The sequence below is a fragment of the Sporosarcina sp. FSL W7-1283 genome (assembly GCF_038003105.1).
Lineage (GTDB): Bacteria > Bacillota > Bacilli > Bacillales_A > Planococcaceae > Sporosarcina > Sporosarcina newyorkensis.
Window position 1 is genome coordinate 2,195,723 of record NZ_JBBOOL010000001.1, and the last position, 13,604, is coordinate 2,209,326.

The 13,604-nt window shown below is 41.6% G+C and carries 13 protein-coding genes; 2 read left to right on the top strand and 11 right to left on the bottom strand.

What is annotated here, in order from left to right:
• Positions 1-8: 8 nt before the first annotated feature.
• A complete protein-coding gene (gene ald / locus MKY93_RS10835; protein ID WP_078816884.1) occupies positions 9-1,130 on the bottom strand; it encodes an alanine dehydrogenase in 1,122 nt (373 codons plus the stop codon).
• Between the two features lie 238 nt (positions 1,131-1,368).
• Between ald and MKY93_RS10840 the strand changes: the two genes are divergently transcribed.
• Positions 1,369-1,821: a universal stress protein gene (locus MKY93_RS10840; protein ID WP_009497678.1), complete on the top strand. Its 453-nt coding sequence runs from the start codon at positions 1,369-1,371 to the stop codon at positions 1,819-1,821.
• A 46-nt stretch (positions 1,822-1,867) separates the two neighbouring features.
• Here the strand turns inward: MKY93_RS10840 and MKY93_RS10845 are convergent, their stop codons facing one another.
• The 5 genes from MKY93_RS10845 to sppA form a co-directional block, all read right to left on the bottom strand.
• Positions 1,868-3,085 carry an acetate kinase gene (locus MKY93_RS10845; RefSeq protein ID WP_340759058.1) on the bottom strand — a complete coding sequence of 406 codons (1,218 nt, stop codon included), beginning with the start codon at positions 3,083-3,085 and terminating at the stop codon, positions 1,868-1,870.
• A 151-nt stretch (positions 3,086-3,236) separates the two neighbouring features.
• Positions 3,237-4,157 carry a class I SAM-dependent methyltransferase gene (locus MKY93_RS10850; protein WP_340759059.1) on the bottom strand — a complete coding sequence of 307 codons (921 nt, stop codon included), beginning with the start codon at positions 4,155-4,157 and terminating at the stop codon, positions 3,237-3,239.
• 48 nt (positions 4,158-4,205) lie between these two features.
• Entirely contained in the window at positions 4,206-4,709 is a 504-nt protein-coding gene (gene tpx, locus MKY93_RS10855; RefSeq protein ID WP_340759060.1) for a thiol peroxidase, read from the bottom strand.
• 27 nt (positions 4,710-4,736) lie between these two features.
• A complete protein-coding gene (locus MKY93_RS10860) occupies positions 4,737-5,285 on the bottom strand; it encodes an RDD family protein (RefSeq protein ID WP_340759061.1) in 549 nt (182 codons plus the stop codon).
• 17 nt (positions 5,286-5,302) lie between these two features.
• Positions 5,303-6,307 carry a signal peptide peptidase SppA gene (sppA, locus tag MKY93_RS10865; RefSeq protein ID WP_340759062.1) on the bottom strand — a complete coding sequence of 335 codons (1,005 nt, stop codon included), beginning with the start codon at positions 6,305-6,307 and terminating at the stop codon, positions 5,303-5,305.
• A gap of 105 nt (positions 6,308-6,412) precedes the next feature.
• On the opposite strand from sppA, the gene MKY93_RS10870 reads away from it, so the two are divergent.
• Positions 6,413-7,213 (top strand): NAD kinase, encoded by an 801-nt coding sequence (locus MKY93_RS10870; RefSeq protein WP_078816889.1) that lies wholly within the window; start codon positions 6,413-6,415, stop codon positions 7,211-7,213.
• Positions 7,214-7,273: 60 nt separating this feature from the next.
• Here MKY93_RS10870 and mbcS read toward each other — a convergent pair whose 3' ends face one another.
• The 5 genes from mbcS to ezrA form a co-directional block, all read right to left on the bottom strand.
• On the bottom strand, positions 7,274-8,854 hold the full coding sequence (gene mbcS, locus MKY93_RS10875; RefSeq protein ID WP_221836417.1) for an acyl-CoA synthetase MbcS: 1,581 nt from the start codon (positions 8,852-8,854) through the stop codon (positions 7,274-7,276).
• 195 nt (positions 8,855-9,049) lie between these two features.
• On the bottom strand, positions 9,050-9,262 hold the full coding sequence (locus MKY93_RS10880) for an alpha/beta-type small acid-soluble spore protein (protein WP_078816891.1): 213 nt from the start codon (positions 9,260-9,262) through the stop codon (positions 9,050-9,052).
• 79 nt (positions 9,263-9,341) lie between these two features.
• Positions 9,342-10,544, bottom strand: coding sequence for a tRNA uracil 4-sulfurtransferase ThiI (thiI, locus tag MKY93_RS10885; protein ID WP_340759063.1), 1,203 nt, complete (start codon positions 10,542-10,544; stop codon positions 9,342-9,344).
• A complete protein-coding gene (locus tag MKY93_RS10890) occupies positions 10,541-11,674 on the bottom strand; it encodes a cysteine desulfurase family protein (RefSeq protein WP_340759064.1) in 1,134 nt (377 codons plus the stop codon). Before MKY93_RS10890 ends, thiI begins: the two co-directional genes overlap by 4 nt.
• 76 nt (positions 11,675-11,750) lie before the next feature.
• Positions 11,751-13,442, bottom strand: a complete 1,692-nt coding sequence (gene ezrA / locus MKY93_RS10895) for a septation ring formation regulator EzrA (protein ID WP_340759065.1) — start codon at positions 13,440-13,442, stop codon at positions 11,751-11,753.
• Between the last annotated feature and the right edge of the window lie 162 nt (positions 13,443-13,604).

A 13,604-nucleotide genomic window follows, 5' to 3' on the forward strand; every position in this document is an offset into this window, starting at 1 on the left:
TTTTTCAATTATATGCTTTGCAAAACGTCTTCCACGCGAGTATGCTCGAGCTCTTGAGCTTCTGCTACTGCTTGGTATGTTATGCTTCCAGCCATTGTATTAATACCTTTGCGCAGTGCTTCGTTATCCAAGCATGCCTGTTTTACACCTTTGTTTGCGATTTGAAGGGCGTATGGAATCGTTACATTCGTTAATGCAACGGTAGATGTTTGAGGAACAGCACCCGGCATATTCGCTACCGCGTAATGAACGATATCATGTTTTACATAGGTTGGTTCATCATGAGTCGTTACACGATCGGATGTTTCAAAAATACCGCCTTGGTCAATTGCGATATCAATCAATACGGAGCCCGGCTTCATGGATTTAACCATTTCTTCCGTTACCAAAGTCGGTGCTTTTGCGCCCGGGATAAGCACACAGCCAATTACCAAGTCCGCATCTTTCACTGCATTCGCAATATTGTATGGGTTGGAAACTAGCGTTTGAATATCCTTTCCGAACAACTCGTCCAACTGGCGGACTCTCTCTACGGATAAATCTAAAATCGTCACATGTGCACCAATCCCGATCGCTACACGAGCCGCATTCGTACCCGCCTGACCACCACCGATGATTGTTATCTTACCGCGTGAAACACCTGGAACTCCTGCTAACAGGATTCCTTTACCACCCTTTGTTTTTTCTAAATATTGCGCACCGATCTGAGTCGCCATTCGTCCAGCCACTTCACTCATCGGAGCCAATAAAGGCAAGGCACCGTTTGGCAATTGGACTGTTTCATATGCAATCGCAGTAACTTTATGTTCAAGCAATGCTTGCGTCAGATTCAGTTCTGGAGCCAAATGCAAATAGGTGAATAAAATCAATCCTTCACGGAAGTATTGAAATTCTGAAGCAGCTGGTTCCTTTACTTTCAGCACCATATCTGCACCCCAGGCTTCAGCAGCAGTTGCCACAATCGTAGCTCCAGCTTCTTTATACTCTTCGTCTAAAAAGCTGGAGCCAAGTCCTGCCCCTGTTTCAATTAAAACTTCATGTCCAGCAGTTTTTAAAGTCAGTACACTTGCAGGGGCAATTGCCACTCGGTTTTCATTGTTTTTAACTTCTCTTGGAACACCTATACGCATGCGAAATCCTCCTAAATTGAAAGTTACGTTAATCGCCTATTTCATCTTGCCGATTAATATAAATTTAATCTTATCAGAAAATATAAGTTTTTACCTCTGTTTTTTAAAACCTTTCCGTATACTTTTCAGTTTGCATTGCTTAGGGTAAATATTTCGACAAAAAAAGAAGGATATTCGCAAGCTATGAAGAAGATAGTAGATGTAGATACAATCTAACTTTAAGGATGGAGTGGTAATTATGGCACTTAAGTACAAAGACATCATCGTAGCCGTAGATGGATCAGATGAGGCAAAATGGGCTTTCAAAAAAGCAATCGCTATTGCAGACCGTAACGAAGCAACTTTACACTTAATCAACATCATTGATACGCGTTCTTATGCAGCAGTCGAGGCATATGATCGTTCCATCGCAGAACGAGCTCAAAAGTATGCGGAAGATCTATTGACTGAATATCAGGCCGAGGCTGCCGCAGTGGGTATGAACAACGTACAGATCCACGTTGAATACGGTTCTCCCAAAACATTGATCCCTCGTGATATTGCTAAAAAATTAAATGCAGATCTCATTATTTGTGGAGCTACAGGGTTAAACCGTGTGGAGCGTTTCCTGATCGGCAGCGTTTCCGAGAACATCGTCCGTTCCGCGAAATGTGATGTGCTTGTAGTACGTACACCTGAAACTCAAGAATAACAAAAAAGCTCGTTCTCCCTAGGTATTCTAGGAAGAACGAGTTTTTTTATTTCGATACTTGTAAAGATTCCACTGAAATACCGCCAACTCGCACCGTATCACGTGCCAACATGATCTCTTCGTTCGTTGGAATGATCAATACTTTTACAGGCGAATGAGGGAAACTAATATACGCTTCTTCTCCTCTGACATTATTCAAGCTCGGATCAAAATAGACCCCCATGAATTCTAGTCCTCGCATCACTTTTTCACGCACAATGGCGCTGTTTTCTCCGATTCCCGCTGTGAATATGATGGCATCGACTCCACCCATTCCAGCAGCATATTGACCAATATGCTGATGAATCCGATCTGTGAAAACATCCAAAGCTAATTGAGCACGTTCATTACCTTGTTCCGCAGCTTCTGTAATATCACGTAAATCACTAGAAAAACCACTCAGGCCAAGCAAGCCTGATTTTTTATTTAGTACATTCACTACCTCTTCAGCAGACTGCCCCGTGCGGTCCATCATGTAAGGAATAAGCGCCGGGTCGATATTTCCTGAACGAGTACCCATAATCACCCCTGCTAAAGGAGTGAAGCCCATGGACGTGTCTACTGATTTGCCGCCTTTGACAGCGGCAATACTTGCACCGTTACCTAAGTGACATGAAATGAGACGCGTATCTTCAAGCGGACGATTTAATATCTTCGCAGCCCGTTCTGTAACATATTTATGGCTCGTACCATGGAAACCGTACTTCCGTATACCATATTTTTCATAATACTCATACGGCAGTGCATATAAAAATGCTTTTTCAGGCATCGTTTGATGAAACGCAGTATCGAAAATTGCTACCGCTGGCAAGTTAGGCAGAGCTTCCTTAAAAGATTTGATACCGACAATATTTGCGGGATTATGCAGCGGTGCAAATCCTGAAATTTCTTCGAGTTTTTCAATTACTTCTTCAGTGATCAGCACTGAATCACTAAATACCTCGCCTCCGTGGACGACCCGATGTCCGATTCCATCAATCTCATCGTAGGACGATACAACACCTTCGCTTAGCAAATGCTCAAGCAACATACTAACAGCCTGTGAGTGGTCCGCAATATCCAGTACTTTTTCGATCTTCTTGTCATTTGTTGTCATGGAGAAAATTGAATTATCCATTCCTACTCTTTCGAATAATCCTTTGGTAATCTCTTCTTCCGTTGCCATCTCAATCAACTGGAATTTCAAAGATGAACTTCCCGCATTCACTGATAAAATTTTTGGCAATTTATACTCAACCCCTTAGTAATCTTTTACGTTGGTAGACGTTCAAGTTATTATAATACCTAACTATTTGAAACGCAATTAATAAAATGATATTTGAGCTATTTTTCTGTAAAATTTTTCTTTAAAAGAAAAAGAGAGGAAGAGCGAGTGCTCAGTCACTCTCCCCTTCCTCCATCCAAAGACTTACTTTACCAAAAAAGTTTTGTAATGCCAAAGCGTTTCCAAGCTCTGGAATCTTCGCAAGCAATACCTCAGGCATGACAATCCGATCAGTTGGCGGTTGTTGCAGCAGCAAAATACTTTTCGCAAAACGTTGATCCTTGAATAAAGAAGCAGGTAGTTCAAACATTCCTCTTAACAGCTGATGTTCTTTCACAAATGATAAGATCGGCTCTGCTCCATCCGCCGTCAGTAATTTTGATGGGACGACGAAGAAACCATATCCACCCGGCTTTACATAGCGCATCGATTGCTCAATATAAAGATAATGCGAAAATGCATGTCCTTCTGAAGCCATGAGTTCATAATCCATCGCCACTTCGTCATCCGGATAGTAACCAACCGGAAGATCACTGACCACCGCGTCTACCAAATCAATGGGCAGGGGCCGCAGAGCATCTTGTAAATAAAACGATACCGGCAATTGCAGTAAATTTGCCGTAGCCGCTGCAATTTGAATAAGTACATCATCGATTTCCACCGCACTTGCAGATGCTTTGCCTTCAAATTGATTCAGCACTGTAAATAGCAGATTTCCTGTACCGGCAGCCGGATCCAAAAATATAACTGCTTGTTTAGGATTTATCAATTTATTGACTAAGTAGCCAATCAAATAGCCGATTGAATCGGGAGTCATTTGGTGATGAGCTTGTGCAGATTGCTTCATTCCTTTTAACAGAGCAAGTTGAACACCTTTACGGATTTCTTCTGGTTGGACAGGATCCTCCAACTCTACTGCTGAAGGTTTGTCCAGCCAATGTTCACTAGCCTCAAGCACTGCATCCAAATACAAACCATCCGTTGATTGTGCATATTCATCATAATAAGTAAACACTTTTTCCATATTGTTCATGCTATTTCCTCCATGAAGAAACCCACCTCTTAATAGGTGGGTTTTAGTTTAATTCAATTCTTTCACGGCTTTGATTGCCGCATCATAGTCCGGGTGATCTGTTGCTTCGCTGACATATTCCACATAGGACACGTTATCATTACGGTCGATAACGAAAATTGAACGAGTCAGCAAACGCAGTTCTTTAATGGCAGTTCCATATGCCGTACCAAATGAAAGATCTTTGTGATCGGAATATAGATTCAAATTCTCCACACCTTCAGCATCTTTCCATCTAGCTTGTGCGAAAGGTAAATCTACCGAAATTGTTAACACTTCCACGTCGCCCCCAAGAGAAGTAGCTTCATCATTGAAACGTTTTGTCTGCAGAGAACAAACACCTGTATCTACAGAAGGTACGACACTGATCAAACGAACCTTACCTTTTGAATCTGCTAATGTAACAGGCTGCAAGTCATTAGATAGAACTGTAAAGTCTGGAGCACGTTCCCCTACTTTCACTTCTGTTCCCTCTAGATGTATTGGATTGTTTTTAAATGTAACATTTACCATGCCAATCACTCCTTTTAACATAGTGTACTAAACGGTAGGGCCTTCATGCAACTTATGTTGTTCGGTTGGACTCAACTCATGTACTTTCTTTTTCTCATATACCTGCTCATGAATCACGGCCGTATCTGCGAATATATCATGCAGCGCGGACTTCTTGGGTGTAAACAGAACGAGTATATAAGGGATCCACAGCATTTGTGAAATGAATCGTCCAATTCCTTCTCTAAACAAAACTGTGCTCCAATCCAATTTCTGCCCATTTAATTTCACTACACGAATCCCCATGATCATTTTCCCTACTGTCTGCCCAGCCAATTTTGTCATTAAAATAAAATATAGAAGCAATAATAGTAATGCCGCTACTTTATATGGGCTGAATAAAAAGGCAAACGGTTTATTGATCGCCATATCCATCAGACGGAAAATCGGTTTGACAAAGATTCCACTAATGGACGAGATGAGCAGCAGGTCAATTAAAAATGCCCACAGCCTGACCCAAAACCCTGCAAATTTCGGTTGGAAAAGCGAATGTTCCGTGGGTGTGGATCGCTGTGTGTTCAGCAGTTCATTCGTCATCATCGATTTCCCCCTTCTCACTCACCATATAAATACATCATCCGAGGTGCTTGGTTATCTGTCAGTAACTTCTTCATAATTTGGGACTCCATATCTCCACCAAATACATCGTGCGCTTTCATGGATAACAATGAAGCCAAATTGTCTGGCGCTCCATATTCAAAGACAGCAGCCTTTTCTAAATGGTAGTCTTCTTTCATTGCCGAAACGACTGTCGGTAATTTTCCGTAATCATCTGCAAGTCCGGCTTCGATCGCTTGTCGGCCATTCATTACACGACCATCCGCAACTTTGCGTACATCACTTTCTGACATGCCGCGCCCTTCTGCAATGATGTTTACAAATCGTTTATACGAATCATCGATCATTTCCTGTAGCATTTTGCGCTCTTCAGGTTTCATCTCTCTCGTACTGCTCATCATGTCCTTGTAAGGACCTGACTTGATGGTAGGAAAATCTACTCCATATTTTTCTGCCAGTTTGCCATAGTTGATCGACTGCATAATGACTCCAATCGATCCAGTCAATGTTTCAGGGTGGACGAAAATCTTTTCAGCAGGGGCAGAGATATAGTAACCGCCCGAAGCTGCCATTCCACCCATGGCCACATAGATCGGAATTTCCTTTGTCGCTTGAATTTCTGTAAACGCATCGTAAATATCCGATGATTCCAATACACCGCCACCCGGCGAATTGACAGATAATACGATTCCTTTAACTGTTGGGTCGTTCATGACTTCATTCAATTGTGCCATAAACTGCCGATGATTGTACTCTTCCCCACTAAACAGAGAAGCTGCGCCCGTATCTTGGATGACACCATCCACTTTCAGTACGGCAATCCGTTCACTCAGACTCCCGTCTTCGACTATTGTTTCTTGCAGATCTTGGTCGATAGCTGTGATTTCAGTGATTAGATCATTCCAATCTCTTGTGAAAAACCAGGACATCGTATTGATGCCGATCGACACGAACACCAATATCGCTGCGACTGCAATTGCAATCACTCTTTTTGCTGTCATTCTTAAAATTCCTCCTTTGTTTACATCTTACTGTACGTTACCAATCGTCCAAATGTTTCATTCATGCTACACTTAATCTATTAAATAGAGGAGGAGAGATTTCCGATGGTTAATCAGCACACTATTTATCTCTTTAGCCGGCTTGACGAAGATACCGTTCATAAAAAGACATTTGTTGAAGAACAATTGCTGAAAGAAGGATTCTCGCTTACTGATGACCATACAGAGGCGACCGTTGTCATAAGTATAGGAAGTGATGGCACATTTCTTCAAGCTGTCCGCAAAACAGATTTCCGCCAAGACTGTCTCTATCTTGGCATCTCCATAAAGGGCGCTCATGGAGTTTATTGCGACTTCAAATACGATGAAATTGGGACATTGGTATACGCATTGAACCAACCCAGCCTTGCAGAGCGTCACTATCCGATACTCGAAGTAACAATCAACCAACATAAACCATTCTATTGCTTAAATGAGTTCAGCATTCGTTCCACCATTATACGAACATTCGTCATGGATATTTCCATTGACGAATTATTATTTGAGACATTTTTAGGAGACGGTTTGATCATTTCCACACCGACTGGCAGCACAGCCTACAATAAATCGGTACGCGGCGCTGTCATTGATCCATTATTGCCTTGCTTCCAAGTGTCTGAACTTGCTTCCGTAAATAACAATCGCTACCGCACTTTGGGAACTTCATTTATTTTAAGCGGCAATAGGAAACTCACTTTGAATGTTCATCAAGAAGGCAATGAGTTCCCTTCGACCGCGGCAGACAATGAGGCGCTCGGAATCAAGCAGGTTGAAAAAGTCGAAGCTAAACTGAGTAACCGGGTCATTCGGACTGCCAAACTTTCGGATAATTCATTTTTCGAGAAAGTGCAACGTACTTTCTTTTAATTACAAAACTAAAGGCTGTTCAAAAGTCGGAGCAAACGACTTTGGACAGCCTTTTTTCTATTAACTTTCTAAACTATGTTCCTTTTTACGTAACTCAACGCGCATAATTTTACCCGATGCTGTCTTTGGCAATTCTTCCAAAAATTCAATTTTACGCGGATATTTATACGGCGCTGTCAATTGCTTGACATGTTCTTGCAACTCTTTAACCAAATCATCTGAGTGAGCGTTCGCTCTATCACGCAACACAACAAATGCTTTCACCACATTGCCGCGCTCTGCATCAGGACTGGCTACCACAGCACATTCCCGCACAGCTGGATGTTTAATCAACGCATCTTCCACTTCAAAAGGTCCGATCGTATAGCCGGAGCTTATAATAATGTCATCTCCGCGTCCTTCAAACCAGAAATAGCCATCTGCATCTTTTTTTGCACGATCTCCTGTAATGTAGTAATCGCCCCTGAATTGCATTTTAGTTCGCTCAGGATCATTCAAATACTCTCGGAACAGAGCCGGTGTCAATTTATGAACTGCAATATCTCCCACTTCATCCACTGCAGCAATTGTTCCTTCATCCGTAATGATCTCCACTTGATTTCCTGGTGTCGGTTTACCCATGGAGCCCGGCTTCGCTTCCATTCCGATCATCGTTCCAACCAGTAAAGTGTTTTCGGTCTGTCCATAACCATCTCGTACAGAGAGTGAGAATTGTTTTTCAAAAATATCAATGACTTCACGATTTAACGGTTCGCCCGCTGAAACAGCACTTCTAACAGAGGTAAGTGTATAGTCGCTGAGATTTTCTGCTTTTGCCATGAAGCGGTATTCTGTCGGTGTACAGCACAACACATTGATTTGGTACTCGTCTAAGAAATTGAGGTATTTATCAACATTAAATTTACCATTAAAAACAAATCCTGTGGCACCGCTTCCAAGAACCGATAAAAACGGCGTCCAAATCCATTTTTGCCAACCAGGCGCGGCGGTCGCCCAAACTATGTCTCCTTCTTTTATACCAAGCCAGTTCGGTGCTGTCGTACGTAAATGCGCATAACCCCAAGCATGCGTATGTACTGCACCTTTTGGTTTGCCTGTTGTGCCCGATGTGTAAGATAAAAATGCAGTGTCTGTGCTTGCCGTATCACAAGCTGTAAAATCAGAGGATGCGTTTTTTTCTTGTTCCGTTAAAGACACTTCACCTTCCCTTGCCTGACCGATAATACAAACTTTCACTTTGTCTATATTGCCAACGTGCTCTAATTGGTCGGTGAAGGCATCAAATGCAATGATCGCTTTTGCACCACTATGCTCAATCCGGTATTCAATATCAGAGGAACGCAGCATTTCTGAACTCGGTATGACGACAAGCCCTGCCTTGAGCGCACCAATGTATGTAACATAGGCTTCGATCATGCGAGGTACCATGACCAATACGACATCACCTTTTCGCAGACCATTTGCAGTCAATACATTGGCCGTTCTGTTTGCCGCTTTCATAAGTTCATCATATGTCACTTCTTGCTGTTGGTTTTGTGAGTCTACGTAAATTAACGCTTTTTTGCCATCACCTGTTGCATACTTTTCGAATTCTGAGACGATGTTATACTTAGACGGTGCTAACAATTCTTCACGGTTCATTTTCATTCCTCCTTTTACATAATAGTATAAGTATACAAATACAATGCGTACTTTTCAAAACTTTTTATATTAATCGTAATTTTAAGTTATGAAATTTAACTACAGCAGCCTGATCTCTATGTATAAATTCCACTTTTACATACAAACTAAAAAGACCGTTCTGCATATGCAGAACGGTCCTCTTTGGACCAATGCTTATTTTTGGAAACCGTTCATTTGTTGTTGAGCCTGACGCACTAATCGCTTAGTAATTTCTCCGCCGACGGAACCGTTGGCACGCGATGAAGCATCTGGTCCAAGTTGTACTCCAAATTCAGAAGCAATTTCTTCTTTCATTTGGTTAAGTGCTTGTTGTACTCCTGGTACTAAAAGCTGGTTTGAGTTGTTGCCGTTGCTGTTGTTTGTCATGTCGTTGTCACCTCCTTGTGACTATAGAATGGTCACTTTTCGAAATTTCATGCAGGAGATTCGACAGGAAATATTTTCTTTAAAGCAAATCATTGAATTCCTCTTCGTTCTGTTCACTTGGAATGATCGTGATACGCTTGTTAACCGCTTCTTCCACCATAGCTTCAAAATTCTCGAAGCTTTCGTAATAACGTACTTTTTCTAATTGCGGTTTCGTTTTGGCGCTGGACGGCGCAAATATGGTACAGCAGTCTTCGTATGGACGGATTGATATCGGATACGTTCCGATTGTCTCTGCTATTTGAATAATCTCGAGCTTATCCATTGCAACGAGTGGACGCAACACCGGTGTAGACGTTACTTCATTAATAGCCGTTAAACTTTCTAATGTTTGACTGGCTACTTGACCAAGGCTTTCACCTGTAATCAGTCCAAGTGCATGTATTTCTTCGCGGACACGATCTGCAATTTGCATCATCATCCGTCTTGTCGTTGTCATCGATAAATTACTCGGTACTTGCTTAACAATCGCTTGCTGCAATTCTGTAAATGGAATAATATGCAAGCGGATAGTAGCTCCGAACTTCGTCAACTGACGTACAATATCTTCTACCTTTTGTTTTGCCAAGTCACTTGTGAATGGAGGGCTCGCAAAATGTATCGCGTCAAACGATACACCTCTTTTCATCATAAGATAGCCTGCAACCGGACTATCGATTCCGCCGGATAGCAATAAAAGCGAATGACCATTTGAACCGACCGGCATTCCTCCCGCTCCCTTATAAATATGAGAAGAGATATAAGCTGCACCGCGTTGTATTTCCACGTATAATAAAATTTCAGGTTTCTTCATTTTTACGATCAATTCAGGAAACGCGCGAAGTACATGTCCACCGAGTTCTTGTTGCAATTCTCCTGTGACGAGCGGGAAAGTTTTATCTGTTCGTTTCACTTCAACTTTAAACGTTTTACCCTCTGTTTCAGTATTGCCGATCACATCTAGTGATGTCTGCTTAATCGCTTCAAGTGTCGGTTCGCAAATCGCAATTGGACTGAAGGATTGGATTCCAAACACTGTTGGCAAAATCTCAATCGCTCGGATTAACTCCTCAGGACGCTCCGTATAAAGAAACATGCGATCTCGTTCTGCGCGCATTGTCAATGTCGTAAGTTCTTGCAAGGCAGCTTTAATATTTTCTTTTAATTTGCGGACGAATTTACTTTTATTCTTCCCTTTTAGAGACATTTCACCATATCTGATTAAAATGGTATTCCAATTCATTTTCCAATTCCCCTTTTCAGCAGCTGCATCAATTGACGTACAGCTTCCATTATCTGATGAATTTCATCTATTGTCTGATCTTTTCCGAAGCTGATACGTATTACACCCTTCTCGAAGCCTTTCGGCAAACGGATTGCCTCAATTACATGGCTCACGTCCGAATTTTTGGAAGAGCAGGCACTTGACGTTGAGACGATGATGTCTCGTTCTTGTAAAAAATTAACGACTACTTCTCCAGTAATATTTCTAAAAGCAACCGATAGTATATAGGGTACGCTCGAATTTGGCGCTAATACTTTGCAATCATCAAACTCTGCAAAGAATTGTTGCAATTCATTTTTCCACCGTCTAAATTTTTCCAAATCCACTTCTTCCGCTTGCAAACGTGCGGCTTTTGCGAATGCGGCTGCATGCGGTACGGAAACTGTACCATTTCGCAAGGTCGCCTCTTGTCCACCACCAAATGAAATCGGCTGAAGCCTCAAATTTTTTCGAAAAGCTAAAAATCCACTGCCTTTAATTCCATAAATTTTGTGAGCGGAAACTGTAATGAGATCTGGTCCATCCTGAAAATCAGCCGGCAATAACTTTCCGAAACTTTGGACACAGTCCGAATGAAAGACTGCACGCGATGTACTATGGATGATCCTAGCACTTTCCTCTATTGGTTGAATTGTACCAATTTCATTATTGACATGCATGATACTGACCATAATTGTATCATTTCGTAAAGTAGACTCGAGTTCTTTCAGTGAGATTCTTCCTTCTTCATCGACTTGTAAATAGTCGACAGTAAAGCCCTGTTCTTCTAAGTACTGAAATGTACGGAACACGGATGGATGTTCTACTACTGTTGTGATCAAATGTCTGCCTTTATGCTGATTCGCTAAAACATATCCGACAATAGCAAGATTATTTGCTTCCGTTCCTCCCGATGTAAAAACTCCTTCTGTAAGTCCTGTCCCAATGGTATCCAATAATTGTTTTCTTGCACGTTCCAGCAGCTTTTCTGTTTGTTTCCCTGCAGCATGCAAAGATGCTGGGTTTGCAAAATAATTTGTAGAAACCTCTATAAATGTGCGCAGTACCCTTTCATCCGTTTTTGTCGTCGCACTGTGATCAAAATACACATTTCAAACCTTCCTTCTTAATCAGAATGAGCGAAACAAAGCCACCGGGCAAACCGGTGGCTTTGTCGGAATATAGTTACACTTTATGATGAAGCATTTCTTGAATTTTCTTCATGGCGCCCGGTTCGACGTCTTCAACAGCGGTAGCTGCCTCTTCCAAAGCTTTCATGTAGCGGAATTGCATAAAAGAATCTTCCGCTTGTACTAATTTCTGATGCACTTCTGGATGAGAAGCGCGATATCGATTGCCGTACTGAATAATTCGTTCGACTAACATCGCATTTTCAATCAAATCTTCCGCTTTTTTGCATACATCATCGACAACAGTCGTTGCTTTTTGAATATACGACTCCACTAAAGCCATATTAAGCGGGACATCTTCCAAACTTTGTTTGACAAGAAAAATTTGTTCATCTGCTTCTTCCAACTGGATTTCCATTTCATCCGGAATACCAGGGATATTCGCACGATGCAAATTGCGATCCGCAGCCTGAAGTTGTTGCGACAATGCCAAAAGACGCGAACGTACTTGATTTTCATCGATTCTAAGATTTTTTATACGATTCGTAAATCTCTCTTGTTCTTCCGCCAACAGATCTAGTTCTTCTGCTATTTCCTGCAATTCTGTCTGTAGGCCGGAATAAGCGGATACATGATTATCCTGGCGTTCAATGAATACCTCGATACGTTTTGCCAACGCATTCAACTTTTTCATAGCATTTTGCGGAACTTGAGCTTCTTTTTCATCTAAACGATAACTTTGCTGTACAAAATTCACTTCACGTATCGTATCTTGAATCGTTCCTTGCAGCTCTTCAAATAAATCCAACACCGCTTCCCATCGGTCCTCAACATAATGTCGGGAACTCACTTCTTCCTCCAAGACATCATAGAAGGAGTCAATCCGATCGTGAAGCGCCGATACTTCTTGCCCAACTTCTTTCACTTGCAACTCAACAAGCTGTTGTCGAAGTTCGGTAAGGCGCTGTTCAATTTCATCAAACTGCGAAGTTAGGTTGAGATGTCCCAAATAATAGGCTTGTTCTTCCATTTCTAAAATCCCAATGCGTAGTTCGCGTAATGCAGCAGGTATTTTTGATTGTAACTCCGTCAGTAACGAAGGAATTTCATGGATAATATGAGATAGCCTATCTCCTTTAGATGCCAATGAAATAACGATTTCTCGGGCTTGTAGATAGTTCCCATTTGCGATCAAGGCATCGTATTCATCAAATCTCGGATTAAACGACTCCCATTTCTTCTCAAGTGGTTCAACGGCAGGCCCGTATGAGTGTTGATGTGCTAAGATTGCTTTTCTTGCCGCATAATGCTGCTCTTTAATCGTTTCCATTTCAATGCGGTTTTTCTCTTCGCTGCCGATTAACTCATTCAGTTCCTCAAGGATGGCATGCATTTCCTTTTCGCACTGAGACAAGATTTCTTGTATATGCTTTTCTGTTTCTGTTGCTTTTTTGAAATGGAATCGATCCACGTGATCTTCCACATCAAATAATAATGAATCCACTTTTGGAATACGATCATCAACGACTTCCGTCCAAGTGCTTCTCCAACGCTCGAACATCTCTTCCGTTTGGCCTGTCATATTCAATTGTTTCACTTTCGTCATTTCTTCAAATATCGGTTTATGTTGAATTTGTAATTTTTCTTGTTCCAATCTTCCAATTTCTTGTATATGCTTTCGCCTAAACAGAAATGCGATTACTGTCAGAACGATGACAATAATTAATGGAATGATGAAATATTTCATCGCATTATGATCCCCCTATCCCACACTTCGCGCATAAAGTCATTACTCTAGATATTATAGTATATCGTAACATGTTTAAAGCTTTTTCGTCTTGAATTAACATGTTTTTTGAGAAATAACAGATATTTTATCAATTAGACGCGGTTTTTAGAGGGAAATTCG

Coding starts and splice junctions, on each gene's coding strand:
- ald (WP_078816884.1), bottom strand. CDS start 1,130: ATGCGTATAGGTGTTCCAAGAGAAGTTAAAAACAATGAAAACCGAGTG.
- MKY93_RS10840 (WP_009497678.1), top strand. CDS start 1,369: ATGGCACTTAAGTACAAAGACATCATCGTAGCCGTAGATGGATCAGAT.
- MKY93_RS10850 (WP_340759059.1), bottom strand. CDS start 4,157: ATGAACAATATGGAAAAAGTGTTTACTTATTATGATGAATATGCACAA.
- tpx (WP_340759060.1), bottom strand. CDS start 4,709: ATGGTAAATGTTACATTTAAAAACAATCCAATACATCTAGAGGGAACA.
- MKY93_RS10860 (WP_340759061.1), bottom strand. CDS start 5,285: ATGACGAATGAACTGCTGAACACACAGCGATCCACACCCACGGAACAT.
- sppA (WP_340759062.1), bottom strand. CDS start 6,307: ATGACAGCAAAAAGAGTGATTGCAATTGCAGTCGCAGCGATATTGGTG.
- MKY93_RS10870 (WP_078816889.1), top strand. CDS start 6,413: ATGGTTAATCAGCACACTATTTATCTCTTTAGCCGGCTTGACGAAGAT.
- mbcS (WP_221836417.1), bottom strand. CDS start 8,854: ATGAACCGTGAAGAATTGTTAGCACCGTCTAAGTATAACATCGTCTCA.
- MKY93_RS10880 (WP_078816891.1), bottom strand. CDS start 9,262: ATGACAAACAACAGCAACGGCAACAACTCAAACCAGCTTTTAGTACCA.
- thiI (WP_340759063.1), bottom strand. CDS start 10,544: ATGAATTGGAATACCATTTTAATCAGATATGGTGAAATGTCTCTAAAA.
- ezrA (WP_340759065.1), bottom strand. CDS start 13,442: ATGAAATATTTCATCATTCCATTAATTATTGTCATCGTTCTGACAGTA.